This is a genomic window from Paenibacillus hamazuiensis (assembly GCF_023276405.1).
GTDB classification, from domain to species: domain Bacteria; phylum Bacillota; class Bacilli; order Paenibacillales; family NBRC-103111; genus Paenibacillus_AF; species Paenibacillus_AF hamazuiensis.
This window is the reverse complement of sequence record NZ_JALRMO010000001.1, coordinates 5,450,105-5,475,064: the sequence shown is the minus strand read 5'-3', so window position 1 is coordinate 5,475,064 and position 24,960 is coordinate 5,450,105. Positions and strand designations below refer to the sequence as shown.

25 protein-coding genes are annotated in these 24,960 nt (G+C 53.0%); 22 read left to right on the top strand and 3 right to left on the bottom strand.

From position 1 onward, the window contains the following. Positions 1-95: 95 nt before the first annotated feature. From MYS68_RS23740 to MYS68_RS23725, 4 genes are all read left to right on the top strand, one after another. Complete coding sequence (locus tag MYS68_RS23740; RefSeq protein ID WP_248928233.1) at positions 96-746, top strand: MOSC domain-containing protein; 651 nt, start codon at positions 96-98, stop codon at positions 744-746. After that, positions 743-1,369 (top strand): molybdenum cofactor guanylyltransferase, encoded by a 627-nt coding sequence (gene mobA / locus MYS68_RS23735; RefSeq protein WP_248928232.1) that lies wholly within the window; start codon positions 743-745, stop codon positions 1,367-1,369. Before MYS68_RS23740 ends, mobA begins: the two co-directional genes overlap by 4 nt. A gap of 92 nt (positions 1,370-1,461) precedes the next feature. Further along, complete coding sequence (moaA, locus tag MYS68_RS23730; protein ID WP_248928231.1) at positions 1,462-2,466, top strand: GTP 3',8-cyclase MoaA; 1,005 nt, start codon at positions 1,462-1,464, stop codon at positions 2,464-2,466. Positions 2,467-2,546: 80 nt separating this feature from the next. Beyond that, positions 2,547-3,797, top strand: a complete 1,251-nt coding sequence (locus MYS68_RS23725; RefSeq protein WP_248928230.1) for a molybdopterin molybdotransferase MoeA — start codon at positions 2,547-2,549, stop codon at positions 3,795-3,797. Between the two features lie 128 nt (positions 3,798-3,925). On the opposite strand, the gene MYS68_RS23720 is transcribed toward MYS68_RS23725, so the two are convergent. Continuing rightward, positions 3,926-4,021 (bottom strand): YjcZ family sporulation protein, encoded by a 96-nt coding sequence (locus tag MYS68_RS23720; RefSeq protein WP_248928229.1) that lies wholly within the window; start codon positions 4,019-4,021, stop codon positions 3,926-3,928. Positions 4,022-4,491: 470 nt separating this feature from the next. On the opposite strand from MYS68_RS23720, the gene MYS68_RS23715 reads away from it, so the two are divergent. From MYS68_RS23715 to MYS68_RS23665, 11 genes are all read left to right on the top strand, one after another. Then, entirely contained in the window at positions 4,492-5,574 is a 1,083-nt protein-coding gene (locus tag MYS68_RS23715) for a C45 family autoproteolytic acyltransferase/hydrolase (RefSeq protein WP_248928228.1), read from the top strand. 44 nt (positions 5,575-5,618) lie between these two features. Next, positions 5,619-6,803: a M24 family metallopeptidase gene (locus tag MYS68_RS23710; protein ID WP_248928227.1), complete on the top strand. Its 1,185-nt coding sequence runs from the start codon at positions 5,619-5,621 to the stop codon at positions 6,801-6,803. A gap of 11 nt (positions 6,804-6,814) precedes the next feature. Further along, positions 6,815-8,353 carry an ABC transporter substrate-binding protein gene (locus tag MYS68_RS23705; protein WP_248928226.1) on the top strand — a complete coding sequence of 513 codons (1,539 nt, stop codon included), beginning with the start codon at positions 6,815-6,817 and terminating at the stop codon, positions 8,351-8,353. Positions 8,354-8,465: 112 nt separating this feature from the next. After that, the gene (locus MYS68_RS23700) at positions 8,466-9,377 is read left to right on the top strand and encodes an ABC transporter permease (RefSeq protein WP_275983512.1); all 912 of its coding nucleotides are present in this window, start codon (positions 8,466-8,468) and stop codon (positions 9,375-9,377) included. A gap of 4 nt (positions 9,378-9,381) precedes the next feature. Next, positions 9,382-10,230, top strand: coding sequence for an ABC transporter permease (locus MYS68_RS23695; RefSeq protein WP_248928224.1), 849 nt, complete (start codon positions 9,382-9,384; stop codon positions 10,228-10,230). Positions 10,231-10,267: 37 nt separating this feature from the next. Next, positions 10,268-11,254 (top strand): ABC transporter ATP-binding protein, encoded by a 987-nt coding sequence (locus tag MYS68_RS23690; RefSeq protein ID WP_248928223.1) that lies wholly within the window; start codon positions 10,268-10,270, stop codon positions 11,252-11,254. A 10-nt stretch (positions 11,255-11,264) separates the two neighbouring features. Beyond that, complete coding sequence (locus MYS68_RS23685; RefSeq protein ID WP_248930993.1) at positions 11,265-12,233, top strand: ABC transporter ATP-binding protein; 969 nt, start codon at positions 11,265-11,267, stop codon at positions 12,231-12,233. 23 nt (positions 12,234-12,256) lie between these two features. Continuing rightward, a complete protein-coding gene (locus tag MYS68_RS23680) occupies positions 12,257-12,721 on the top strand; it encodes an MOSC domain-containing protein (protein ID WP_248928222.1) in 465 nt (154 codons plus the stop codon). A 16-nt stretch (positions 12,722-12,737) separates the two neighbouring features. Further along, positions 12,738-13,748 (top strand): uroporphyrinogen decarboxylase family protein, encoded by a 1,011-nt coding sequence (locus tag MYS68_RS23675; RefSeq protein ID WP_248928221.1) that lies wholly within the window; start codon positions 12,738-12,740, stop codon positions 13,746-13,748. A 57-nt stretch (positions 13,749-13,805) separates the two neighbouring features. Then, complete coding sequence (locus MYS68_RS23670; protein ID WP_248928220.1) at positions 13,806-15,008, top strand: trans-sulfuration enzyme family protein; 1,203 nt, start codon at positions 13,806-13,808, stop codon at positions 15,006-15,008. Positions 15,009-15,326: 318 nt separating this feature from the next. Then, the gene (locus MYS68_RS23665) at positions 15,327-16,004 is read left to right on the top strand and encodes a GntR family transcriptional regulator (protein WP_248930992.1); all 678 of its coding nucleotides are present in this window, start codon (positions 15,327-15,329) and stop codon (positions 16,002-16,004) included. Positions 16,005-16,427: 423 nt separating this feature from the next. Here MYS68_RS23665 and MYS68_RS23660 read toward each other — a convergent pair whose 3' ends face one another. Further along, entirely contained in the window at positions 16,428-17,636 is a 1,209-nt protein-coding gene (locus MYS68_RS23660) for a C40 family peptidase (RefSeq protein WP_248928219.1), read from the bottom strand. 300 nt (positions 17,637-17,936) lie between these two features. Between MYS68_RS23660 and MYS68_RS23655 the strand changes: the two genes are divergently transcribed. After that, on the top strand, positions 17,937-19,121 hold the full coding sequence (locus MYS68_RS23655) for a GNAT family N-acetyltransferase (protein ID WP_248928218.1): 1,185 nt from the start codon (positions 17,937-17,939) through the stop codon (positions 19,119-19,121). On the opposite strand, the gene MYS68_RS23650 is transcribed toward MYS68_RS23655, so the two are convergent. Next, a complete protein-coding gene (locus tag MYS68_RS23650; protein WP_248928217.1) occupies positions 19,096-19,584 on the bottom strand; it encodes a hypothetical protein in 489 nt (162 codons plus the stop codon). The two genes, MYS68_RS23655 and MYS68_RS23650, sit on opposite strands and share 26 nt — an antisense overlap. 210 nt (positions 19,585-19,794) lie before the next feature. Here MYS68_RS23650 and MYS68_RS23645 point away from each other — a divergent pair, with 210 nt between their 5' ends. The 6 genes from MYS68_RS23645 (at position 19,795) to MYS68_RS23620 (ending at position 24,942) form a co-directional block, all read left to right on the top strand. Then, positions 19,795-20,097 (top strand): LiaF transmembrane domain-containing protein, encoded by a 303-nt coding sequence (locus MYS68_RS23645; protein WP_248928216.1) that lies wholly within the window; start codon positions 19,795-19,797, stop codon positions 20,095-20,097. Between the two features lie 31 nt (positions 20,098-20,128). Continuing rightward, complete coding sequence (locus tag MYS68_RS23640) at positions 20,129-20,800, top strand: PspA/IM30 family protein (protein WP_248928215.1); 672 nt, start codon at positions 20,129-20,131, stop codon at positions 20,798-20,800. 104 nt (positions 20,801-20,904) lie between these two features. Beyond that, positions 20,905-21,558, top strand: a complete 654-nt coding sequence (gene liaF, locus MYS68_RS23635; RefSeq protein ID WP_248928214.1) for a cell wall-active antibiotics response protein LiaF — start codon at positions 20,905-20,907, stop codon at positions 21,556-21,558. Between the two features lie 64 nt (positions 21,559-21,622). Further along, positions 21,623-22,693 carry a sensor histidine kinase gene (locus MYS68_RS23630; RefSeq protein ID WP_248928213.1) on the top strand — a complete coding sequence of 357 codons (1,071 nt, stop codon included), beginning with the start codon at positions 21,623-21,625 and terminating at the stop codon, positions 22,691-22,693. Further along, on the top strand, positions 22,677-23,324 hold the full coding sequence (locus MYS68_RS23625) for a response regulator (RefSeq protein WP_420852154.1): 648 nt from the start codon (positions 22,677-22,679) through the stop codon (positions 23,322-23,324). The genes MYS68_RS23630 and MYS68_RS23625 overlap by 17 nt, the downstream gene beginning before the upstream one ends. Before the next feature lie 649 nt (positions 23,325-23,973). Then, positions 23,974-24,942, top strand: a complete 969-nt coding sequence (locus MYS68_RS23620; RefSeq protein ID WP_248928211.1) for a metal ABC transporter solute-binding protein, Zn/Mn family — start codon at positions 23,974-23,976, stop codon at positions 24,940-24,942. Positions 24,943-24,960: the final 18 nt, after the last annotated feature.

Sequence of the window (24,960 nt, the reverse complement as noted above, 5' to 3'; positions counted from 1 at the left end):
GTCATAGAGCATAGACAACAGCGCAGCGATACCATATAGTAAAAAGAAAGACTTCGAGGGAGACTGGGGACGTTCTCGAAAAGGAGCTGGAAGGGATGAAGCTTGTTTCGCTGCAAGTGGGAAAACCGGGAGAACATCTGTTTAACGGCCGTCCGGTGATGACGGGAATATATAAGGAAGCGGTTCTGCATCCGGTTTATTTGGGGGCCGAGCAGCTGGACGGAGACGGTCAAGCCGATCTGGTCAACCACGGCGGTCCGGATAAAGCCGTATGCGTATATTGCGCGGAGCATTACCCGTATTGGCGGCAGCGGTTAGACCGCGAGCTGGAGTACGGCGCATTCGGGGAAAATTTTACGGTCGCCGGAATGCCCGAAACGGATGTGCGCATCGGCGATATTTATGAGATCGGCGAGGCCGTGGTGCAGCTCAGCCAACCGAGACAGCCGTGCTTCAAGCTCGGCGGCAAGCATGAATTGAACGAGCTGCCGCTGTATGTGCAGGAGACCGGGTACACCGGTTATTACTTCCGCGTGCTGAAGCCGGGCATGGTTGCCGCCGGGCAGCCGCTGCGGCTCGTCGAACGCCATTCGCTGCAGGTAACGGTGGCGTATGCGAACGGGATCAAATACCACGACAAGCAAAATGCCGAGGGCGTTCGGCGCATTTTGCAGGTGGCGGAGCTTGCGCAAAGCTGGCGGGAATCGTTCTCCGAGCGCTTGCGCAAGCTGGAGAGCTTGGCGTGAGTGGGGCAGGCCGCGGGGACGGCGCGCCCGTCACCGGCGTCATCCTGGCCGGCGGGAGCAACCGCCGTATGGGCGGCCGCTTCAAGGCACTGCTGCCGTGGAACGGGCGTCCGCTGATCGAGCATCAGCTGGAGCAAATGCGTCGGCTGTGCAGCGACATCGTCATCGTGACGAACCGCCCGGACGACCTTGCGATGTATGCCTGCGGCACGGTGCGGCTGGCGGCGGATCTTCACCCCGGCGAGGGCCCGCTCGCCGGGATGCAGGCGGCATGGGCGGCGGCGCGCGGCGATCTGGCATGGATCGTCGCGTGCGACATGCCGTTTGTTTCCGCCGCGGCCGCCGAAGCGATGGCAGAGCTGCAAGCCGGGAGCGGCTGCGAGGCGGTGGTGCCGCAGCTGGACGGCCGCGTGCAGCCGCTGCACGGCGTGTACAGCCGCTCCTGCGCGGAGCGGATCGACCGGCTGCTGGCCGGCGGAGAGCGCAGGGTGATGCGGCTCTTGGACGGCGTTTCATGGCGTGCGGCGGACGAAGCTTTTTTTGCCGGAAAAGGAATCGATTTGCGGTTTGTTCTCAATATAAACTCGGTGGAGCAGTATGAAGCTTTGTGTTATGATAAATGATGTGATGATATGTGACATTAATCGTCTTTTTTGACGTTCGGCTTCGGATTTGTTAGGTAATGTGACACAAAGGGAAAACGGGGGTGTTTCGAATGTCCAAAGTGCTGGTGGACCGGTTTAACCGAGTGCATGACTATTTGCGCATTTCCGTAACGGACAGATGCAATTTGCGCTGCGTCTACTGTATGCCGGAGGAAGGCATGACGTTCGAGCCCGAAGAGAAGCTTCTGCGCTTCGACGAAATTGCCGAAGTCGTCCGCGTGCTGGCCGGCTACGGAGTGCGCAAGCTGAGGCTTACGGGCGGAGAACCGCTTGTCCGCAAAAATCTCGTGGAGCTCGTCCGCATGTTGTCGGCGATCCCCGGCATCGAAGATATCGCGCTGACGACGAACGGCGTGTTTTTCGCGGCAAAGGCGGATGCTTTCAAAGAGGCGGGGCTGACGCGCATCAACATCAGCCTGGATTCGCTTCGGGCTGACCGGTTTTCCCTGATCACGCGAGGAGGCGACATTCGGCGCGTGTTGGACAGCGTTGCGGCGGCGCAGCGGGTCGGGCTCGACCCGATCAAGCTGAATGTGGTGTTGATGAAGGGGATAAACGACGACGAGATCGAAGATTTTTTACAGCTGACGTTAAGCGGGCGCGTTCAGGTGCGCTTTATCGAATATATGCCGATCGGGCACGACGACGACGGCTGGAAGACGAAATACGTACCTTTGAGCGCTGTACTGGAGCGGTGCGAGCGGATGGGGTGGCACGTTCAGCCCCACGGCGAAGTGTACGGCAACGGGCCCTCCAAAAACTATCGCATCGAAGGCGCGCCCGGATCGTTCGGCCTCATTCATCCGGTCAGCGACCATTTCTGCGAAACGTGCAACCGGCTCCGGCTGACGGCGGACGGCAACATCAAGCCTTGTCTTTATTGGAGCGACGAATTCAACGTGCGCAAATATATCGGCGATGACGAAGCTCTTGCGAAGCTGTTTTTCCGCGCGCTTGACGTGAAGCCGCAAAACCACGAGATGGCGCAGGCGCTGCTCGGGGCGAGCCAGTCTCACGTCCCGACGATGCGGCGCATGTCGCAAATCGGCGGGTGAACCGTGAGTAGTGGTTCATCCAATGTAACCGTCGGGCAGACTCCGGGGCGGTATAAAAATAAAAGTAAGCGAGGCAGGGCATGAAGTTTCAGAGGGAAATCGTTCAAGTGGAAGAAGCTCAGCGCCGCATTCTTCGCCACGCGGCGCCGCTGCCGGCGGAGCGGGTGCCGCTCGCGGAGAGCTTTGGCCGCCGGCTTGCGGAGCCGGTCGCTGCGGACCATCCGGTGCCGCATTTCCGGCGATCCGGCGTTGACGGCTACGCGGTCATAGCGGCGGATACGGAGCATGCCGCACCGGATAGCCCGGCGACGCTGGACGTCGTCGAGCTCATCATGTGCGGCTCCGTCCCTTCGCGGCGGCTTGGGCCCGGACAAGCAGCGCGTATTATGACGGGCGCTGTCGTGCCGGAAGGGGCGGATGCGGTCATCATGCTGGAGATGACCGACAGCATGGATGCCGCGCACAGCGGCGGCGCCGGCGAACCGGTGCGCGTCAAGAAGCGGATGGCCCCGGGAGACAACGTCACCCCGGTCGGCCGGGAGGTGCAGGCGCGGGAGCAGGTGCTGGAGCCGGGACGCGTTATCCGCGCAGGGGAAGCCGCGGTGCTCGCAACGTTCGGCGTGGACCCGGTTCCGGTATACCGGCAGCCGAAGGTTGCGATTTTCTCCACCGGCTCCGAACTGCTGCCGGTGCATGAGCCGCTTTCGCCGGGGAAAATCCGCAACAGCAACAGCTATATGCTGGCCGCCCAGGTTCGTGAGGCGGGCGGACTGCCTTTCGTCATGCCGGTGCTGCCCGACGATGCCGATGCGGTGCTTGCCGCGCTGGAGCGGGCGTTTCGCGAGGCGGACGCGGTCATTACGACGGGAGGGGTTTCCGTCGGCGATAAAGACGTGCTGGTCGATGTTTTCGCGCGGTGGTCCGGCGAAATGCTGTTTAACAAAGTCGCGATGCGGCCGGGCAGCCCGACGACGGTGGGCCTCCTGCATGGCAAACCGCTGTTTGCGCTTTCCGGAAATCCAGGGGCTTCCTTCGTCGGCTTCGAATTATTCGTGCGGCCGTATTTGCGCAGCCTGCTCGGGGAAGACCGGGTGCTTCACGCGGAATGCGCCGCATTTCTCGACGTCAGCTACGACAAAGGTTCCGCCTATCCGAGATATGTCAGAGGCACCATGACGCTGGCGGACGGACAAGTTCGGGTTCGCCCGGCCGGCCATGACAAGTCGAGCATCATGGTTTCAATCAAAGACGCGGACTGCCTCATCCATATCCCGGCCGGGGGCCGGGGAGCGGCGCGGGACGAGCGGGTACGGGTGCTCCGCCTGCAATAGCCGATGCGGCAAGTTCCCGTTCACGCTTTTTCCCTCAGTGAATTTAAATCGTAACATTGAAAACCTCCGATCACGCGGGCATCGGAGGTTTTTCATATGATATAAAGCAAATTAGTGTAGAGAGCAATCTACAAAATGATGGCGCGGCCGACGATAACCAATAGGATGAACAGCACAAGGACGATACCGGTGGTTGTAAAACCGTAACCTGCTACTGCGCTCATTTCCACATCCCCTTTCAGAAGACTTGATATAAAATATGTCATGCGGGCATTAGCTGATTGGACGTACGCCCGATTTCTATCAAAAATTGAAAATATGATGACGAAGTTGATGCTTGGACGTTGACAAACGGGAAATATTTGTATACAATTATACTGAATTTGGAATGAAAACGATTACAAAATATCGAGGTTTCTATTTCTGAGTTTCCATGTTATGTTATATGACATTTAATATGGTCGCATTATGTCGAAAGTTGTCTGAAAACGAAAAGATTGACACGAATTAAGTAATTGTATACAATTATACTAAATCAAATGTTATGTTTTATTACATGCGTGAGATCGTATATGCCTCCTTTTTCTTATTCGCGATGGCAAAAAACATGATGCGAATTAACTGTAAACAGCAATGGATCTGGTTTTACGGGCAATCTTCGGTAATTATGACTTATTATAAGGAGGCTATTAAAATGGACATTTTCTCTAGGGTCGGAAGCGGCTATCTTCTGCGGGTGAGAGGCTCTGAATTCGAGCAAGGCAAACAGCAGGGAGAACAGGCAGCGCATTTGATTGCCGCCAACGTCGTCCGGTTTAAAAAGAGCTTGGCCCAGTTCAAAATGATGCAATCCGAATATCAGGATTTAATCCGAAAAAACCTGGGGTTCCTGGAGAAAGCGGAGCCGGGCGTTGTGGCGGAAATGAAAGGGATCTCCGAAGGGGCGAATATTCCGTTTGAAGATATCCTCCTCATTAATATCCCATTATATTTTATTCTAAGATGGCTTCCACAGGAATGCAGTTCCATCTTGGCCAGAGGGCAGGCTACCTTTGACGGCAAAACATATTTGGTGAAAAACCGGGATATGGGCGGGGACCGCGTTGAACATGTGATTTTACATAGGGAATATGAGGATGGGGGAGTATCGATCGAGGTCAACGGGGCGGGTATAGTGACCTATCCAGGGAGCGGCTTGAATAAACATGGCTTGGCGGTTTCGACGAGCGGCGTTTGGTCCAAGCAAATGACGTTTGACTTGAATAGAGCTGACAGCGCTCATGCGTTGCTAAACGCCCGGTTGATTTTGGAAAAGTGCCGTGATATCCATGAAGCTATCGATTATTTGAAGGCGGAGAAAAGAATGAGCGGCATGAACTTTGTTTTCGCCGACCATAAGCAGGCTGCCGCCGTCGAGGTTACGGTCGACAATGTTTATGTTTCTCCGGATGAAGACGGGATCATCGTTCGCTCCAATCATTATTTAACGCCGGATATCGCTCATTTGAATCAATCCGGCGAAACTTACCCTTCTTCCTATAGAAGATATGAAAGGGCGACTTCCTATTTGATGCAGAAGCACGGTCAGATCAAATTCCAGGATATGCTGGAAATCGCCTCCGACCACGAGCATGGTCCGATCAATACGATTTGCCGACATTCCGTTGAAGAAGGCGGAGCGGTCACCATTTATACAAGCATTACCGTCCTCGAAGACTCTCAGGTTTGGACAACGCTCACGAATCCGTGTGAGGCGCTGAGGGTAGCTTACATCTGATACGATTGAGTTTTATTTTGTAAAAACGCGTAGGGGTGAAGGGATTGGATAAGGCGTCATTATTAAAGAAAAGAATTTTCGGATTGCGGCAAAAAATGGATCGGGAAGGCATCGATCTGGCTATATTTATGAAGCCGGAGAACGTATTTTATTTCAGTGGATTTAATCCTGTGCTGAACAGCCATAAGACGTTTGTGCTTGTGCCTCTCGAAGGGGAACCGGCCCTCTTGGTACACTGTATCCGCGGAGACCACGCCAAAGAGGAGGCATGGCTGCAAAACATTTACTTTCACGGAAAATGGGGCGACAAAGAGCCTGTCGATCTTAATCCGGTTAAGGCCATCGTCAGCATTGCGCAGAAAAACAATATTCCGCTGCGCACACTTGGTCTCGAGCTTGCGTTTCTTCCCTACAATGCGATGCAGGAGCTTGTTCAAGCGGCGGGAGAACCTAAAGTGGCGGATTTGTCGGGTTATTGCGACGAATCCAGATTGATCAAGGACGATTACGAAATCGACATGATCCGTAAATCGTCGGTATTGGCGGATCGGGCGATGGAAGTCATGATCGAAAATTTGCGCAGCGGCGCTACGGAGGCTGAAGCGTGTACCGAAGGACAGTATGCCATGAGGCGGCTGTGGCAAACCGAATTCGCCGAGTATGAAATTTCCGGATTCGGCGGTCAGGAGGGCGGGATTATCGATGCCTTGAACTGCTGGATACTGACCGATTCGCGAATCGCTTACGGCTGTGACTGTCCTACAGCCAAAAAGCCGGAGAAAGGCCAACTTGTACTGCCGATGGTCTGGTCCAAGCTGGGGGGATACCATGCGGAGAACGAAAGAACCTTGTACGCGGGACAGTTGGACGAGTTTAAAACTCGTGCATACGATGCGATGTTAAGGGCCAGGTCAAGCGTCTTTCGGCTTATCCGGCCTGGAGTTTCATTCGAAAGCCTGTATTTGTCGGCGGTTAAGGTTTACGACGAAGCGGGCTTCGGCAGTATACTGCCCGGCCGTATCGGGCATGGTATCGGATTGTCTGCTCACGAGTTCCCTTCCATCAGACAGGGGAATTTAATCGAGCTGCAGCCCGGCATGGTGTTTACGGTAGAGCCAGGGCTGATGTCGGCCGACTGGGGCGGAGTCAGACATGCGGACACCGTGCTTGTCACCGATTCGGGATACGAGCTTTTGACCAAAACAGATAACGGAAACTTATCGATCTAGGGGGCCGATTCATGAAAAAAAGCTTATGTGCAGTACTCGCTGTCATACTGGTAATTGGTGTTTTGGCCGGCTGTACGAATGCTGGCCCGGAAACAAAGCAAGAGAGCGCTGACGGCAGCAGCGGAGAGATTCAAAGACTCACCTTCTCGCAAAATACGGATACGCAAGATATCGAGCCATACAACGGAACAAGCACAAACTCGGCGACCATCACCTTTCAGATGTTTAATGCGCTAACCCGTACCGATACGGACGGTAAAGTCATCGGAGATTTGGCGGAATCCTTTCAAGCCGTCGATGACGTCACCTGGCAGTTCAAGCTGAAGAAGGGGGTCAAATTCCATAACGGCGAAGATTTCAATGCGGAAGCCGTCAAATTCAGCGTCGAGAGAATGATCAATCCCGAAAACAAGTTTCAGCTCGCTCCCGACTTTTCCATACTGAAAGAAGCTGTCATTATCGATGAAAATACCGTTAACATCGTTACCAAAAATTCGTACAACGGGCTGCCTTTGCGGATGATTTATCTAGTTATGGTCCCTCCCAAGTACATTAAGGAAAAAGGAAACGATTATTTTCGCAAAAATCCCGTTGGAACAGGGCCTTTCAAATTCAAGGAATACGTGAAAGACGATCATGTGACGCTGACCGTAAACGATCAATACTTTAAAGGCGCATCGAAGATCAAGGAGCTCGTCTTCAAGCCGATTCCCGAGGAAGCATCGAGAATTGCCGCGCTGGAGGCAGGCGAAGTTGATCTTGTCACCGGTGTTTCCTCCTCTCAGGTCGAACGTCTGAAGAAAAATCAAAACCTGGAAGTCGTCAGCTTTCCGACGACAAGAGCCGTGTATATAGGATTCAATATGCTGAACAATCCCGTGGTGCAAAAAAGAGCGTTCCGTCAGGCACTCAATTATGCGGTCGACGTGGATTCGATAATCAAGAACGTGCTCGACGGTCAAGGAAAAAGACTTGCCACCGTGTTCCTGGATCATTTCCAAGGGTACACCAGCGATGTGAAGCCGTATCCGTTTGATCAGGCCAAAGCGAAGGAGTTGCTCAAGGAATCGGGCTACAACAACGAGCCGTTGACGCTGGTCATTTCATCGGCTCTCGGCAGCTTAAAGGAAGTGGCGGAAACTGTGTCCAGCCAACTGCGGCAGGTCGGTGTCAACGTAAACGTAGTGCAAAAGGAAAACGCGCTGCTAAGAACGGAGCTTGCGGCCGGAAAGATCGATCCTCTGTTCTTCTATACGTTCGGAGGACCATACAATTCGGCAGATCTCATTTCGAAGGTTGCTTTTGGAACGAAGGAAAGATACTCCACTTATTGGAATAAGGATATGGACGATTTGAGGTCGAAGGCAATTTCGGTGATCGATATGAAGGAGTCCAACGCTCTGTGGAAACAATTCCAGGAAATATTCAAGGATGACGCGCCAGCTATATTCCTGTATCAACAGTACGGAATTACCGCATACAGCAAAAAGCTAAAAAACTACAAGCCGCGTATGGACGAACTGGTTCTTTTTGATAATATAAGCAATTAAAACTGGCATAGGAAAAGAGGAGACAAGAAGGAATGCCCTCCTGTCTCCTTCTATGTAACATTTTGCAATCTGGATTCGATATCCGGGAGGGGTCCTTCTGACAGCATACATTTTGCGCCGATTATACCAGTCCATATTTGTGATCCTGGGGGTCACCATGGTGGTATTTCTTATATTGCATATTGCAGGCGACCCCGTCCAATTGTTTTTACCGCCGGGCGCGTCGACTGAAATGATTGAAGAATACCGTCAGGCCTTGGGTTTAAACGATCCGATTTGGGTGCAGTACTTGCGTTTCTTAAAGGGGCTGGTCGTCGGCGACTTCGGAAAGTCGTTTTATTACAACGAACCGGCTATGAAATTGGTGATGGAGCGTTTTCCGGCGACCTTGCAGCTCACGTTCGCCAGTATGATTATGACGATTGCCATCGGTTTTCCAGCAGGGATTATTTCAGCCGTGATGCGCAACTCCAAAACCGACTTTGTCATCCGAATATTGGCATTGCTCGGACAATGCGTACCTGTTTTCTGGATCGGCATTCTCCTTATCATTTTGTTTTCCGTTAAGCTGCACTGGTTGCCGACGTCCGGGAGGGGCACATTTTTGCATTTGCTGATGCCGGCATTTGCGCTAGGCATGTACTCTGCGGCCACGACAACGCGCCTGCTTCGCTCGTCGATGCTGGAAATTTTAAATAAGGAATACATTTTGGTTGCCAGAGCGAAGGGGCTTCACCCCTATTTCGTGATTTTGAAGCATGCTTTGAAAAATGCAGTCAGCGCCGTGCTTACCGTTCTCGGCATGCACATTGCCGGTTTGCTCGGCGGGGCCGTCATTACGGAAACGGTGTTCGCTTGGCCGGGAATCGGTCGACTGGCCGTGCAATCGATCAATAACCGAGATTTTGCCGTTGTCGAAGCGGTCGTTATTTTGATCTCCGTAAGTTATGTAACCATTAATTTGCTGGTGGACATCTGCTACGCGATCATCAATCCACGGATCAAGTTGAATGGGGGAGGCTAGGTCCATGTGGAAAAACTTGAAGCGCAATAAAGCGGGATTGCTTGGCCTCACGATCATTATCGTCGTGCTGTTTTGCGCCCTGGCAGCGAATATTATATCTCCATACGATCCTCTTCAGCAGGATATCGCCAATAAATTAAAACCTCCGGCGTGGAGCGAGGGCGGAAGCGGCGCGCATTTGCTCGGAACGGACCAATTGGGCCGGGATATATTAAGCAGAGTGATTCATGGCAGCCAGATTTCCATCCTGATCAGCGTAGCGGGAACCTTGGTGGCCATCGTTACCGGACTTGTTCTCGGATCGATCAGCGGCTACTACGGGGGCAAATGGGACTCGGTGATCATGAGATTTGTCGATATCAACATGGCGTTTCCTTTCGTGCTGCTTGCCATTTTTATCGTTGCGGTTATGGGGCCCGGGGTGGCAAATATCATATTAGTCGCCGGACTGAGCGCCGGTGTCAGCCTGGCGCGTTTGATCCGGGGGGAAATATTGGCTGTAAAAGAGCTGGAATATATCGAGGCGATCAAATCCGTTGGAGCCAGAGATTCGGCTGTGATCTTCAAGCACATTATTCCGAACATTTTTAACGCAATCATAGTTATCGCCACGCTGGAGATGGCGCAATTGATACTGGTAGAATCCTCGTTAAGCTTCCTAGGTTTGGGAGTGCCTGCGGAAATTCCCACATGGGGAAAAATGTTGTCCGAATCGAGAACGCTCATCCTTTCGGAGCCGTGGGTGGCGATATTTCCGGGTCTGGCTATCACGCTGACCGTGCTCGGTATCAATTTGTTCGGAGACTGGCTAAGGGACTATTTCGATCCTAAGCTCAGCGGCAGCTCCAAATAAAGAGCCAAACTATCATAAACTGAATGAGGGATGGGTTATGTCTTCCGCCGTATTGAAAGTGAATGACCTGACCGTTTATTTTGATACAGCCCATGGAGTAGCCAAGGCGATCGACCGTTTGAATTTTGAGCTTCAAAAGGGGCAAATTATGGGGATTGTTGGCGAATCGGGATGCGGCAAAAGCTTGACATCAAGAGCGGTTATGGGCCTGCTGCCTTCTGTGGTGTCCAAAGTGAGCGGGCAAATTTATTTTTATGGCGACGATTTGCTCGTCAAGTCGGAGCCCGAAATGCGCAAAATTCGCGGCAACGAGATATCGATGATCTTCCAGGAGCCGATGACCTCGTTAAATCCGGTGTACACGATAGGTAATCAACTGACGGAAACGATCAGGCTACATCAAAAAGTGAACAAAAAAGAAGCTTACGTTAAAGCGATCGAGATGCTGCAGCTCGTTCGCATCCCTTCGCCGGAAAAACGGTTTAAACAGTTCCCCCATGAGCTTTCGGGCGGTATGCGGCAAAGGGTGATGATCGCCATCGCGCTTTCCTGCAATCCGAAAATTCTTATAGCGGACGAACCGACAACCGCTCTGGACGTCACTATACAAGCCGAAATTATCGAACTCATGAAAGAATTAAGAAACAGATTGTCCATGTCCATCATTATGATTTCCCACGATTTGGGGGTTATCTCGGAGATGGCGGATAAGGTGATGGTAATGTACGCCGGAAGCGCTGTGGAATACGCGGATATTGACCAAATATTTGAAAATCCGCTTCATCCGTACACGCAGGGTCTCATCAATTCGCTTCCGACTATGAAGGTCAAGAAAGACAGACTGGAGACGATTGAAGGAACGGTTCCGAATAATTACGAAATGCCTCATGGCTGTAAATTCCATGCGAGATGCAGGCACAGCCGCCCGCAATGCGAAGCCGCGGATCCCGAGTTTTATGACGTTCAAGGCGGATTAGTCAAGTGCTGGATGTACACAAAGGAGTGGAATGCCGTTGACAACTGATTTGGCGTTTATCGATGAGCCGCTGCTTAAAGTTCAGAGTCTAAAGAAGTGGTTTCCCGTAAAAGACGGCTTCGCCAAAAAATATGTTCAGGCAGTAAATGGCATCAGTTTAACGTTAAACCGCGGCGAAACACTTGGGATTGTAGGCGAATCCGGTTCGGGCAAATCGACCTTGGGGCGATGCATCATCCGATTGATCGAGCCGTCGTCGGGGGAGGTATGGCTGGGAGATAAGAACATTTTGTCTTTAAGCTCCCATGAATTAAGAAAGATGCGTCGAAAGTTCCAAATGGTGTTCCAGGATCCGTACGCTTCCTTAAATCCGAGGCAAAAAATCGGCGATATCATCGGCGAATCGCTGAAAATTCACCAATTGGCCGGCAGCAAGACGGAGATGGATATGAAAATCGCCGACATATTGAGCATGGTGGGAATCCGGCCGGAATTCGCCAAAAGATACCCGCACGAAATGTCGGGAGGGCAAAGACAAAGGGTCGGGCTAGCTAGAGCGCTCGCTGTTTCGCCCGAGCTCATTGTTTTTGACGAAGCGGTCTCTGCTTTGGACGTGTCGATTCAAGCACAGATTTTAAACTTGATTAAAGATTTGCAGGACGAACTCCGGTTGTCTTACATTTTTATAACCCATGATTTAAGTGTGGTCAGACATGTAGCTACTCACATCGGCGTGATGTATTTGGGAGAGTTGGTGGAAATGGCGGAAGCGGAGGAATTATTTACGAATCCGAAGCATCCTTATACGAGGGCGCTGCTGTCCGCCGTGCCGGTTCACGACAAGCGGCACAAACGCGAGAGAATCCTGCTGGGAGGAGATATTCCCAGTCCGATGGATCCTCCGTCGGGCTGCCGGTTCCATACCCGCTGTCCGCTGGCGCAGCCGGAATGCTCGCGGAAAGCTCCGGAAGTCAGACAAGTCTCCGACGGTCATCTATATACGTGTTCCGTCGTTGAGCACGATTAAATCGCAATGAGAGGACTGATCGCATGAAAAATGTCGTCACCGCACTTTATAAGGTGGCTGCTGCAGGGGAGCCGATGGTTGCCGTCGACGAAGTCAAGACGATTCCCGGGAAAGGCTTGGAAGGAGACCGCTATTCGTACGGGGCCGGCACATGGTCCCAGCGGTCTCCCGATAGAGATTTGACGATTATCGACACGGCGGCTTTGGAGCGCCTACAGTCGGAATTCGGGATTACGCTGGCACCCGGCGAGCATCGGCGAAATATCGAAACAGAAGGGATCAATCCGCTCGATCTGATCGGAAAAGAATTTACGATCGGTTCGGTATCGTTGTATGGGGTTCGTGTTTGCCATCCCTGCAAATACCTGGAAGATCTTACGGGGAAATCGGGATTACTGAAAGGGATGATGAACAGCGGGGTTTTCGTCCGGATTTTGTCAGAAGGCACCATAATGATAGGAGACGAGGTCAAGATCGTTTCCGAATGAGCGAGGAGAGTATTCCATGAAAATAACGGGAACTATGCGAATCAAAGCAGCATTAAGGGGTGAGAAGCTGGATCGGGTCCCATATAGCTTTTGGACCCATTTGCCGCTCATCGATCTTGATCCTGTGCGGCTGGCCGAGGAAACGTACCGTTTTTACAAAACCTATGACTTGGACTTCATTAAAAATATGCCTAACGGTATGTTTTCCATCGAAGACTTCGGCTGCGTGTCCGATTATGCGAAAGTTCCCCATGGGGGCGTAGCGGAGATCGTCAAATACGGAATCGAATCGCCCGATGATTGGACGCGTCTCGTGGAACCGGATGTGACCGATGGCGCCCTCGGCAGAGAGCTGGATTCACTGGAGCTTCTCCTTGACAAAGTGAAGGGGGAGGCTCCGGTCGTCGTCACTATCTTTACTCCTTTGACGACGGCCTCTAAGCTTTGCGGTCCACTGATGCTTAAGCATATCAAACAATATCCGGAGCAAGTCAAAGCGGGTCTGGAGCTGATCACGCGCGTAACAGTAAACTTTGCCAAAGAAGCTTTGCGAAGGGGCTGCGCCGGCGTTTTTTGCGCGAATCAGATGGCAACTTACTCCCAACTAACGGAAGAGGAGTACATACAATTTGGAGTGCCTTATGATAAGCAGGTCCTGAATTCGATTTCAAATGATTCCTGGTTCAACATCCTGCATATTCACGGTACAGACATTATGCATAAGTTGCTCATCGACTATCCGGTTCACGCGTTTAACTGGCATATTTGGGAAACGGCTCCTTCTGTGAGCGAATTTATTAAGCTGGTTCCCGATAAAACGATTGTCGGCGGCCTCCAGAGATTCCATATTACGAATGGCCGAATGGAAGATTTAAGGCACGAAATCAAAGAGGTATCCGGGCTGGTCAACAACAATAAGTTAATACTTGCCCCCGGATGTGTGATCAGATATCCTGTAAGGCAGGCCGTTCTTGAAGAGCTGACTGGCGAAATTATCAGGTCGACAGGAACAGTCGCCGAAAAATAATTGTATACAAATATTCAATTATTCAAGTGTTCATTGCGAAAGAGAGGGACTCGTCAGATGGGAGAATGGAAATTCGATACTCGACTTATTCACGCGGCACAAAAACCGGATCCAGCTACAAGAGCCATATCGCAAACGGTCACCCCTGCGGTAGCTTACGCATTCACTAGCGCTGAAGCTGCGGCTGCGGTCGTTTCCGGGGAGGCGGAGGGTGTTTATTATGGACGGTACGGAAACCCGACATCCCGCGTATTGGAGCAAAAAATCGCCGAACTTGAAGGCGGTGAAGATGCGCTGGCGGTAAGTAGTGGTATGGCCGCTATTTCGATTTCACTGCTGGCTTTTTTGAAGCAAGGCGATCATGTCGTGGTCACCAAAGATGTATATGGCGGGACATACAGCTTTCTGACCTCGCTCGCCCCCAGATTCGGCATCGAATTCGATTTTGTCGATTGCACGGATATAGAGGCCGTACAGCGGGCTATTAAGCCAAGTACGAAAGCATTATATATCGAAACTCCATCCAATCCGTGTCTTACCGTACTCGACATTCGGGCGTTATCGTCCGTAGCCAAAAGGTTTGCCATTCCAATGATTGTTGACAACACCTTTATGACACCGTACTTGCAACGGCCGATCGAGCTGGGAGCAGATGTGGTCGTTCACAGCGCAACCAAATACATTAACGGGCACGGAGATGTGATTGCTGGTTTGATCGTCGGCAAAGAGCAGCACATCCACATGATGCGGAAAAAGCTGATGGGCGATTTGGGGCAAAATTTAAACTCCTGGGAGTCGTTCCTGGCTCTAAGGGGATTAAAAACGATGGGGCTGCGCGTCGAAAGACATTGCAGCAGCGCTCAAAAAATCGCCGAGTTTTTAGAGATTCACCCGGCTATTGAGAATGTGTATTACCCGGGGCTGCAATCTCATCCGCAGCATCTGCTTGCCAAGAAACAAATGAAAGCGATGGGCGGTATCGTCGCTTTCGAGGTTAGAGGGGGCTTCAAAGAAGGCAAGACATTCATCAATTCGTTAAAGCTGGCCATGATCTCGTTCAGTCTCGGTGATCCGGAAACGTTGGTGCAGCACCCTGCTTCCATGACCCACTATTCAATCCCTCCCGGCGAGAGAGCGAAGTTCGGCATTACGGACGGTCTGATCCGTTTCTCCGTCGGACTGGAAGATCCGGAAGATATTATTGCCGATCTTAATCAGGCTTTGCAGAAAATAAAGCTGCCTAAATCGGTCAACAATTGAATTTGTAAATTTGGATTACAAGCTGGCCTCTACTTAAATTCGCAATAAAGTTGTGAATTGGGAACGGGATGCCGGCTTCTCTTTTTTTCATTTATGTAAGCCGTATGTAAAAACTTGAAAAAGCATCTTGTTTATGTTACGTTAATGAAATTAGTAATTTCCCATTTCCCAAATCCCCTCCCCTAACAATGCTCTGGCTCCTAGCTTCCCGATAAAATATTTGATTTAAAACGATAAGGACTGCTAATTTTATTAATTTATATGTTATATTGTATACAAATATACTGTATGCATAAAGAGGTGCAGATAGTGAGGAAAATGGAGCATCGAGCTCGCAGGGTTTCGAAAGATATAGCTTATCTCGAGTTGAAAGAAAGAATTATTAACGGCAAGATGAAGCCGGGCCAAAATTTTAACGAGGAAAGCATTGCGGCGGAACTGGAAATTAGCCGGACCCCACTTCGCGAAGCGATTCAAAGGCTGGAGATGGAAGAACTGGTTCTTCGCCAGTCGAACGGGCGGCTGAAGGTCGCTTCCATTTCCCGAAAGGAAGTTGAAGAAATTTTCATCGTTCGCAGCATGCTTGAAGGATTTGTGGCGAGAAATGCCGCCAGCTGCGCTGAAGAAAAGCATATTCAGGCACTTACGTCTATCCTGGAGAATATTAAATTCGCGACCGAACAAGGAAACGAAGACGATATCACTTTGTATGGAAGCGAATTTCATTCTTACCTTTATGAATTAAGCGGACGAAGCACGACGATAAAAATATTAAGCATGCTCAACGATCATATCAACCGATACCGTTCGCTTATCAAGCACAGCAGGGGCAGGCAGGGGAAGGCCGTTGAGGAACATCAGCGGATTCTAGATTTCATTGCGGCAAAAGATGCCGACGGTGCGGAACGGGCGATGAAGGAGCATATTTTGAGCAGTCTCGACACGGCTATCAAAAGCATTGAAAATTATGAGAAGAACATGGGACAGCTTTCTTGAGAGATTTTTGAAAAGAGCTGCCAATTAGCGACGAAATTAAAAAGTATCACCCAAAAAGCCATCGGTGCGCCTGAGTGCGGCGGTGGCTTTTTTCGTCGGCGGAGGTTGTCAAAAGCTTTGAAGGAAACTGGATGTGACGTAAGATCAAACGTACGGCATTTTTGAAGTGGAGCTGACGCTGCGGCTGCTTCAACCGGTGTCAGTGCATCCGGAGAAGAAAGGGAATGCGGCATCCGCTGCGCAGGCGAAGCTTGAAGCTCGGAGAAGCTGCAAAAGGGCTGCCCCATCCGTCATGAAAATGACCAAATGAGACAACCCTTTATTCGATTGTATGTTTGATAGAGGAGATACGAATCTCAGTTCCTCTGATTACGGATGAATCCATTTGAGCAATAGCGGAACAAGGGGGGAGACATTGATAGATTAATAAGTAGCCCCGCCGAACATGAAGCGCAGCTCCCATGTAGAGCCGGCGATCGTATCGATGCGAACGCCGCCGGATTCCACGGAATACGTGTGAAGCACGCGTCCGTCGCCCAGGTAGATGCCGACATGCGTCACGGTTTCCGCGGATTTGTCTACGGACGCGTAGTCGCTCGGTTTATATCCTTTATAAGACATGAAGAACATCAGGTCGCCTTTTTTCAGCTGATGCCAGTCGGTTTGCGTCTTGCCGATTCCTTTCACGAAGGCGGCCTGGGCGCGGGAATCGCCGGGTATGAGCTGATCGATGCCGTCCAGGTAAGCCTGGCGCGTAAAGTCCGAGCAATCGAAGGTGGACGTATCGTACCGGCTGGAGCCGAACTCGTAAGGCGTCCCCATATATTTCATGCCCGCGTCGATCACCTTCTGCGCGGCGACTGCAGGGTCCAGCAGCTTGTAAGGCTCGACATAAGTGGTGGATATGTATTTGCTGCTTGTGCTGACATAACCCATGACGCCGTTTTTGTCCTGCACGTAGTACCAGTAATCGTTTGTTTTGTCAAGGACGAGCAGCCTTTCTCCCTGGTTCAAATAGCGAATCCGCTCCGAATCGGTCGAGGCCGCCTTGCGGAACGATACGGATGAGACGACAGTCGCATTGGGCGGCGTCGGGAATGAAGCTTCAACCGGCTCGTCCGGGACGTCCTGGAACTGGGTGTCGATATAAACGGGATTCGTGCTGACGTACCCGATCACATTGTTCGTGTCGGCGATTTTATACCAGTAGCTGTTCAGCTTGTCCAATATCCAGACCGGTTCGCCGCTTTGCAAATAGCGGATTCTGGAGTCGTCCGTGGATGGGCCGGTGCGAAACGAAACGGATTTGATCACCTTGCCGTTGGCCGGCGGAGATATTTGTTCGTTGAATTGGGTTATGTATGTGGCGGACGAGCTGACGTACCCGGTTTGCCCATTGCTATCCTTGACTTGCAGCCAGCTGCTGTTCGGCTTGCCAAGCACGTCCAAAATTTCTCCGACCTTCAAGTACCGGATGGCTGTGCCGGAAGTGGAGGGTTCGCTGCGAAAATTGACGGTTTTGACGACCTTGGCTTTGGGTACATCGTAGGTGTAGGCGGCCATGGATGGCGCGGGGGCGAGAGTGGAGCCGAGCCCGAGAAGAAGCGTAACATAAAGCAGTTGACGTTTCATAAACGATGCCTCCATAATATGAAGTTATGTCAGGGCATTTGCAAGCGTTCACACACCCTGTAAGCCGATCATAGCATAGCGGCTAATAAAACATTAGCGGTAAATATTTCCTCCGGTCCTTCCGGGAAACGGCGTAAATAAACGGACGGACGCATGTAAAAGCTCGCCCGGGACCGGTCGGCACATCCCCTTATGCCGGCTTGCAAAAACATGGTATGATGGAAACTGGGCAGATTATCCAAGCATATCGGCAGAGGCATGAAAAATAGCAACCGGCAATAGATAAAGGAGGATGCGCTAATGGCGGAAGAAATTCGCAATTTGAAAGAGGCGGAGCTGGAAGAGAGCATTCGGCTCTCGGCGTTTGCTTTCCAATACGAGCTGAAGGACGGAGAGCTGGAGGAGCGCAAAGCGAAGCTGAAGCCGGAGCAGCAATGGGGTTATTTTGTCGACGGCAAGCTCGCCTCCAAACTGACGCTGCTGGACCTGAACACGTGGATGCAGGGCAGGCTGTTCGCAATGGGGGGGATTGCCAGCGTCGCTACGTGGCCCGAATACCGGCGCGGCGGCATGGTGGCGAAGCTATTGCTGAAGGCGCTGGAGACGATGAAGGAGCAGGGCCAGATGCTGTCATACCTGCACCCGTTCGAATTTCCCTTTTACCGCAAGTACGGCTGGGAAATGCTGACCGAACACAAGCGGTACGAGCTGGAGCGCATGCACCTGCCGGAGCTCCCTCCGCAGCCGGGCCGCATTGAAAGAATCGGTCCGAATGCGAAGCGCCTCGGACCGATCTATGAAGAGTACGCCGCCAGGTACAGCGGGATGCTGCAAAGATCGGCGGAATGGTGGGAGGAGCGGATTCTTCGCAATAAGAAAGGAACCGCCGCCGTATGGATGAATCCGGAAGGTGATGATCGCGGTTACATCCTGTATGAAGTGAAGGACAGGACGATGACGATTCATGAGCTTATTTTGCTGGATGAAGCGGCATGGCGCGGTCTGTGGAAGTTTATCGCGAACCACGACTCGATGATCCGCACCGTGAAGCTGCAGGCTCCCGCCGAGGACCGGCTGCCGGTCAGGCTAGGCAATCCGCGCTGCAAGCAGGAGACCGTTCCTTATTTTATGGTACGCGTGGTCGATGTTGAAGCGTTTTTGCGGCAGTATCCGTTCGCCCGAACGGAAGAAGGGGCCGAGCTGACGCTGCGCGTGGAGGATACGTTTGCTTCATGGAACGACGGGATATTCGGCATTCGCATAACTCCGGATGGAACGGCTTCCATCGAGCGGCCGGCTGCATCCGATAAAGACTTGGCGGCGGATGTATCCTGCGATATCCAGACGCTCTCGACGATGCTGGCCGGTTACCAGCGTCCGGTTTTTTTGCGGCAGACCGGCCGGCTTCAGGCATCGGAAGGAATGGCAGCGCTCCTCGAGAAGCTCATTCCGGACCGTCCTACGTACTTGATGGACTTTTTTTGAGATATTTCAGCAAATCGTGTTTGCGCAAAAAAGGTGTCAGCTCCGCCTGGGTATCGACCAGCAGGGGCTGGCCTTTTTTTGTAAACAGGAGCAGTTGCGCCGGGCGCCGGGGGTCGGCATGAATGATGACGAACACTTCCGAGGCGGGCTCCCGGCTGATTTCGGGCGGAAGTAATGCCGGTTCGGCGAGCTCGATGCGAAGGACGAGTCCGTCCTTCGGTTCGCCTTTGATCTGCGCGGCGAATCCCTTGATCGCGTTAATCCACTGACGCGCTTCCTGCTGGATTTCCGGGGTATTGGGCAGCGCAGCGACGACTTTGCCTTGGGTTACGTCAAACACCTGCACCGGCCGGCCCACCGTTTCTACCGTTACCGGCAAAATCGAGCCCGCCGCTTGGGCGGCATAAGGCGGGATGGAAAAAATCAGGCTCAATGCGGTCAAAACTATTCCAAACAGCTTCATTTCGTTCACCTCGGGGTTAGGTTTGCCAATGGGACTGCCGACTATGTGCCTCCCGGTTGCATCCTTAATGCATTCTTAGGGCGGACTCGTCCCCCGTCTTAGGTCCAGTTGCAAATACCGCCGCAGGTCCGTTTTGAACGGATGGCTCGTCGTTTACAATAAACCTATAACGAGCAACGGGTTAGCATAAAGATGAAGGTGGTAATGGCGATGAAACATAGAAAACGCGGCGGGTTGCTGGCGATTGTGCTGATTTTGGCGGGATGCGTATTTTTGCTGAATCAAATCGGGGTGCTTGCCGGATCGTGGGCTTCTTATTTAGTGCCTTTGGCATTGGTTGGGGCCGGTTATTTTGCGCTGAACTCCGGGCGAACGCTGCTTGGTCTGGCCGTAGGCGGACTCGGAGCGCTCCTCCTGCTCGGCAAGCTGGCCTCGGGACTCATCGTGGTATTGATCGCAGCAGCGCTGATCGGATACGGATTATCTCTATTGAAAAAGAAACGCTCCGCTTAAGGCGCAGCGATAGAAGGAGAAGAGAACGGGCATGAACGTATGGAGAAGAATGGCGGAAATGACGAAGGCCAAGCTGAACGACATGATGGATCGCGCGGAAGACCCGGTGACGATGCTGAATTATTACATGAGGAATCTGGATGCGGATATCGACCGCGCTGAAGCTGCAGCGGCCCGTCAGGCGGCGGCGGCGACCCGCTTGAAGGAGCGGCACGAGGATGCGCTGATGGTCGCGGCGAAAGCGGAAATGCAAGCTCAGGAAGCGCTGAAGGCCGGACGCGACGCGGATGCCAAGCAGGCGACCTTAAGCCGCATATATTATGAGGAGAAGGCCGTCGAATATGCCGAGCAATTTACGCTGGAGAAGGCAAGAGCCGATGAGCTGCTCATTCGGCTCGCGGAGCTGAAGGAAACGAAGCGGCAGATGATCGCGAAGCATGGCGATCTCGCCGCCCGGGCTGCCCACGCTGCGTCGGTGAAGCGGTTGTCCGGCGGAGCCTCCGCCGCGCAGGCCGGCTTCCGGCGCATGGAGGAGAAGCTGGCCGCCGAAGCGGATGCGGCGCCGAATGCCGGCGGCGACACGGGGTTCGCGCCGGGCAAGACGTCGCCGGCGGATGCGCTCGAAGAAGCGCTGCGCCAGCTTGGCGCGCGGCTGAAGGGCACCTCGGCGCGGTCCGGCGAGAAAGTGGCCGCGGCAAATTAGTCTTTGCCCGTGAAGCGGCAAATATGCTAGGATAAGCCATAGGGCGGGAGCGGCTGCCTATGGCTTTTTTCGCAGATACCGGATACACATAAGGAGGTGACCCCATGGAAAAAAACAACAGGAACCGCGCTGCCGCCATTGTGCTCATCGTTGCCGGGCTGTTTTTGCTGGCAGACAATCACATCAGTTTTTTCACGGTGGTCGCTCTCCTTTTTCTGATGCTTGGGGTAAAAAGGGTCCGTTCGGATTCGCCGCGCAAAGGCTTCGTGTTTTTGGCGATCGGCCTTGTGATGCTGTTCGGCGGGCATTTCTCGCTTATTCTCGCGATTATATTGATCTCGCTCGGGCTGTTTTACATCAAGTCGAGACAGCTGCACCGCAGCGAGGCCTACATCCAGAAGCAAAGGCCGATCGACAGCATCCGCTGGGGCAAAGATCCGTGGATCGTGCGCGACTGCGCGATCTGGAACGTCATCGGCGAGATTCAGATCGATCTCACCTTCGCCATTTTTGAGCAAAAGGAAACGACGCTGGTGCTGCAAGGGGTTATCGCCGACGTGGACATCATCGTGCCGGAAGGGGTCGGCGTATCGGTAACGGCCTCCGTGCTGTTCGGACAGCTGGACGTCGGACCGCAGAAGGAAGCCGGCGTCACCAACAAAATCGTCTGGCAATCGCCGGACTACGAATACTGCGATCAGCAGGTGAAACTCATTATCAGCTATATCGTAGGAGATATCGATATCAAAATCGTGTGATGCGTTAGTCCAGGGCCCGGTCCCCGGGGCGATGCGGAACACGATTTCGGAAAGGACTTTAGCCATGTTAGGGTATAAACGGCGGCTGACCAATATGATATGGCGCAGCATGGGCGAGTCGATCTTGCTCAGCTTTGTGCTGTTCGGCGTCGTTATTTATTTTTTGCACTCGGGCGGGTACTTGAAGGATTTTGCCTCGTGGGAGGAAGGCGTCAGCTTCAGTCTGACGCTGATCGGCATCGTGGCGGCGACCGGCGGGGTGTACGGCTATTGGACAAGCAGCAAGACGACCAGGCGTCTCGAGCAAATCCGCGAGGTGATGCTGTCTCTGGAGAAGGGCAACCTCAGCCGTACCGTACCCTTGCTAGGGGAAGACGAAATCGGACGACTGGGCGAACAGCTTAACCAGATCACGAAAAAATGGGAAGAGCAGGTCACCACGCTGCAGCGGCTGTCCTCGAACAACGCTCAGCTCGCGCAGAAGGCGAAATATTCGGCGATCGTCGAGGAGCGGCAGCGTCTTGCCCGCGAGCTGCATGATGCCGTCAGCCAGCAGCTGTTTGCGATTTCGATGACGGCGACGGCGGTCGGCCGGACGCTCGATAAAGATTTTGACAAAGCGCAGCGGCAAATTTATCTGATCGAAGAGATGGCTTCGGTCGCGCAATCGGAGATGAGGGCGCTGCTGCTTCATTTGCGGCCGGTGCATCTGGAGGGCAAGCGGCTCAGCGAAGGGCTCGTCGAGCTGCTGCAGGAGCTGCGGGCCAAGGTGCCGATGGAAATCAGCTGGGAGCTTGCCGAAGATATCCGGCTGCCGAAGGGGATCGAGGACCATCTGTTCCGCATAGTGCAGGAGGCGATGTCGAACGCGCTGCGCCATTCGAAGGCGAACCGGCTGGAGATCAAGCTGACGCAGCCCGGCGATACGATCCGGCTGTCGATTCGCGACGACGGCGTCGGCTTCAAGCTCGACGAGAAAAAACACGCCTCCTACGGCATCGTGACGATGAAGGAGCGCGTCAACGAGATCGGCGGATCGTTTAATATTATAACCGCGCCGGACAAAGGAACCCGGATCGAAATCCGGGTGCCGATTTTGGCTGAAGGAGGAGATGCGATTGGAACCGAAGATTAAGGTGCTGCTGGTCGACGACCATGAGATGGTGCGCATCGGGCTTGCCGCCGTGCTCGGCACGGAGGACGATATCGAAGTGGTCGGGGAAGCGAGCAACGGTCAGGAAGGCATCCGGCTCGCGCAGGAGTACAGGCCGGATGTCGTGCTGATGGACCTCGTCATGGAAGGAATGGACGGCATCGAGACGACGCGCAGACTGCTGCAGCTGTACCCGGATTGCAAGGTGATCGTGCTGACGAGCTTTTTGGACGATGAAAAAATGTACCCCGTCATCGAGGCCGGCGCCTTCAGCTACCTGCTCAAAACGTCCCGCGCCTCCGAAATCGCCCAGGCGATCCGCGCCGCGGTCAAAGGCCAATCCGTACTCGAGTCGCAGGTCGCTTCGAAAATCATGAACCGGTTCCGCCAGCCGGCGAAACCGCAAACGCTCCCGCACGAGGAACTGACCGAGCGGGAGATGGAGGTACTGAGGCTCATCGCCGCGGGCAAGTCCAACCAGGACGTCGCCGACGAGTTGTTCATCGGCATCAAGACCGTCAAGTTTCACGTGACGAACATTCTCGCCAAGCTCGGGGTAGAGGACCGCACGCAGGCGGCGATTTACGCGTTCAAGCACGGGCTGGCGGAGTAGCGGGTAGTTTCGGAAAGTTCATCATTCAAAAATGGACGTTCGCTGCATAAAAAGGTGCGAGTCGCACTTTTTATGCGGCGAGCGTCTTTTTTTGTAGATCCGACAAGTATAGTTTAGCGTGCCCGGCATAGGATTTTGCGCTGGCAAAATCCATGCCGGGCAAACGCGAGTCCTAGGCACGCATTCACTCCTACGGCACCGCGCTCAAGGTAAAGCGTGAAAGCGTAGGATTCTGCGAGGCAGAATCCACGCTATCGAACGCGAGCACGAGGCACGCAAAATCCTCCCGCGGCACCGCACCAAAAGTGCAGCGTGTCCTGCATAGGATTTATTACCTAAAAGCAATAAATCCATGCCGGACAAACGCGAACTAGCAGCGAGCAGTCCCTCAAACCGGGCGGGTCCAGGGCGCCTGAGCGCCTTAAGGGCTTTGCGGAGCAAAGCCGGCTACGGAAGCCTGGGGTCCCCCTTTAAGGGGGATTTAGGGGGTGGCCCAACTTAGGGGGTGGCCCTACTTAAGAGGAATTATTTTCTTTTTATGTTGCACTAATGCAAAATAATTTCGTATAATTCATAATGTAGGTAAAAGGAAAATAAATTGTATTAAGGGAAAAGTTTGTCCTACATAAAACAAAAAGGAGCGAATGGAATGAATCGCAAACGAATTTGGCACAGAGCGATGAGGAGGTTTGGCACGGTTTTGTTCGCGTTTGTCGCAGCGATTTCACTCAGCGCATGCGGAGCGAAGCAGGCGGCGACAAGCCAGGCCCCTTCGGGGGGAACGGTGAAGGCGACTACTACGATAGGCATGATCACGGACATTGTGAAGCAGGTCGGCGGCGAGCATGTGACGGTAACGGGAATCATGAAGGCGGGTGTCGATCCCCATCTGTACAAAGCGTCGCAAGGAGATATCGGCAAACTCGAGCAGGCGGACATTATTTTTTACAATGGGCTGCATCTGGAAGGAAAAATGGCTGAAATTTTTGAAAAGATGGCCAAAAACAAGCCGACTGTCGCGGTGTCGAAAAACATACCCGTTTCAAAGCTCAGAGCGGGCGACCCCGAACAGGGAACCGAGCACGATCCGCATATCTGGTTTGATGTGCAGCACTGGATGACGGCGACGGAAACGGTCAGGGACGAACTGATCAAGGTTGATCCGGCCCATGCCGACGCTTACAGAAAAAACACGGAGGATTACTTAAAGCAGCTGATGGAGCTGGACGCTTACGCGAGGCAGCAGATCGCCTCCATTCCCGAGGGGCAGCGGGTGCTTGTAACGGCCCATGACGCATTTGGCTATTTCGGCGACGCGTATGCGATCAAAGTAACGGGTTTGCAAGGAATGAGCACCGCCTCGGAAGCCGGAACAAAAGATGTGACCGAGCTGAGAGATTTTTTGGTCGCCAATAAAATCAAGGCGGTTTTCATCGAATCCAGCGTACCGCGCAAAGCGATCGATGCGGTCATTCAAGGGGCGAAGGAAAAAGGACACACGATTACGATCGGCGGGGAGCTGTTTTCCGACGCGATGGGCGAGGAAGGTACGCCGGAAGGTACGTACGTCGGGATGGTGCGCCATAACGTCGATACGATCGTCAAAGCATTGAAATAATCGATATGCAGGAGGAGA

What these genes read in the sequence shown, in the direction of transcription:
- MYS68_RS23740 (WP_248928233.1), top strand. Translation starts at nt 96, where the DNA reads ATGAAGCTTGTTTCGCTGCAAGTGGGAAAACCGGGAGAACATCTGTTT.
- moaA (WP_248928231.1), top strand. Translation starts at nt 1,462, where the DNA reads ATGTCCAAAGTGCTGGTGGACCGGTTTAACCGAGTGCATGACTATTTG.
- MYS68_RS23725 (WP_248928230.1), top strand. Translation starts at nt 2,547, where the DNA reads ATGAAGTTTCAGAGGGAAATCGTTCAAGTGGAAGAAGCTCAGCGCCGC.
- MYS68_RS23720 (WP_248928229.1), bottom strand. Translation starts at nt 4,021, where the DNA reads ATGAGCGCAGTAGCAGGTTACGGTTTTACAACCACCGGTATCGTCCTT.
- MYS68_RS23715 (WP_248928228.1), top strand. Translation starts at nt 4,492, where the DNA reads ATGGACATTTTCTCTAGGGTCGGAAGCGGCTATCTTCTGCGGGTGAGA.
- MYS68_RS23705 (WP_248928226.1), top strand. Translation starts at nt 6,815, where the DNA reads ATGAAAAAAAGCTTATGTGCAGTACTCGCTGTCATACTGGTAATTGGT.
- MYS68_RS23695 (WP_248928224.1), top strand. Translation starts at nt 9,382, where the DNA reads ATGTGGAAAAACTTGAAGCGCAATAAAGCGGGATTGCTTGGCCTCACG.
- MYS68_RS23690 (WP_248928223.1), top strand. Translation starts at nt 10,268, where the DNA reads ATGTCTTCCGCCGTATTGAAAGTGAATGACCTGACCGTTTATTTTGAT.
- MYS68_RS23680 (WP_248928222.1), top strand. Translation starts at nt 12,257, where the DNA reads ATGAAAAATGTCGTCACCGCACTTTATAAGGTGGCTGCTGCAGGGGAG.
- MYS68_RS23675 (WP_248928221.1), top strand. Translation starts at nt 12,738, where the DNA reads ATGAAAATAACGGGAACTATGCGAATCAAAGCAGCATTAAGGGGTGAG.
- MYS68_RS23670 (WP_248928220.1), top strand. Translation starts at nt 13,806, where the DNA reads ATGGGAGAATGGAAATTCGATACTCGACTTATTCACGCGGCACAAAAA.
- MYS68_RS23665 (WP_248930992.1), top strand. Translation starts at nt 15,327, where the DNA reads ATGGAGCATCGAGCTCGCAGGGTTTCGAAAGATATAGCTTATCTCGAG.
- MYS68_RS23660 (WP_248928219.1), bottom strand. Translation starts at nt 17,636, where the DNA reads ATGAAACGTCAACTGCTTTATGTTACGCTTCTTCTCGGGCTCGGCTCC.
- MYS68_RS23655 (WP_248928218.1), top strand. Translation starts at nt 17,937, where the DNA reads ATGGCGGAAGAAATTCGCAATTTGAAAGAGGCGGAGCTGGAAGAGAGC.
- MYS68_RS23650 (WP_248928217.1), bottom strand. Translation starts at nt 19,584, where the DNA reads ATGAAGCTGTTTGGAATAGTTTTGACCGCATTGAGCCTGATTTTTTCC.
- MYS68_RS23645 (WP_248928216.1), top strand. Translation starts at nt 19,795, where the DNA reads ATGAAACATAGAAAACGCGGCGGGTTGCTGGCGATTGTGCTGATTTTG.
- MYS68_RS23640 (WP_248928215.1), top strand. Translation starts at nt 20,129, where the DNA reads ATGAACGTATGGAGAAGAATGGCGGAAATGACGAAGGCCAAGCTGAAC.
- liaF (WP_248928214.1), top strand. Translation starts at nt 20,905, where the DNA reads ATGGAAAAAAACAACAGGAACCGCGCTGCCGCCATTGTGCTCATCGTT.
- MYS68_RS23630 (WP_248928213.1), top strand. Translation starts at nt 21,623, where the DNA reads ATGTTAGGGTATAAACGGCGGCTGACCAATATGATATGGCGCAGCATG.
- MYS68_RS23620 (WP_248928211.1), top strand. Translation starts at nt 23,974, where the DNA reads ATGAATCGCAAACGAATTTGGCACAGAGCGATGAGGAGGTTTGGCACG.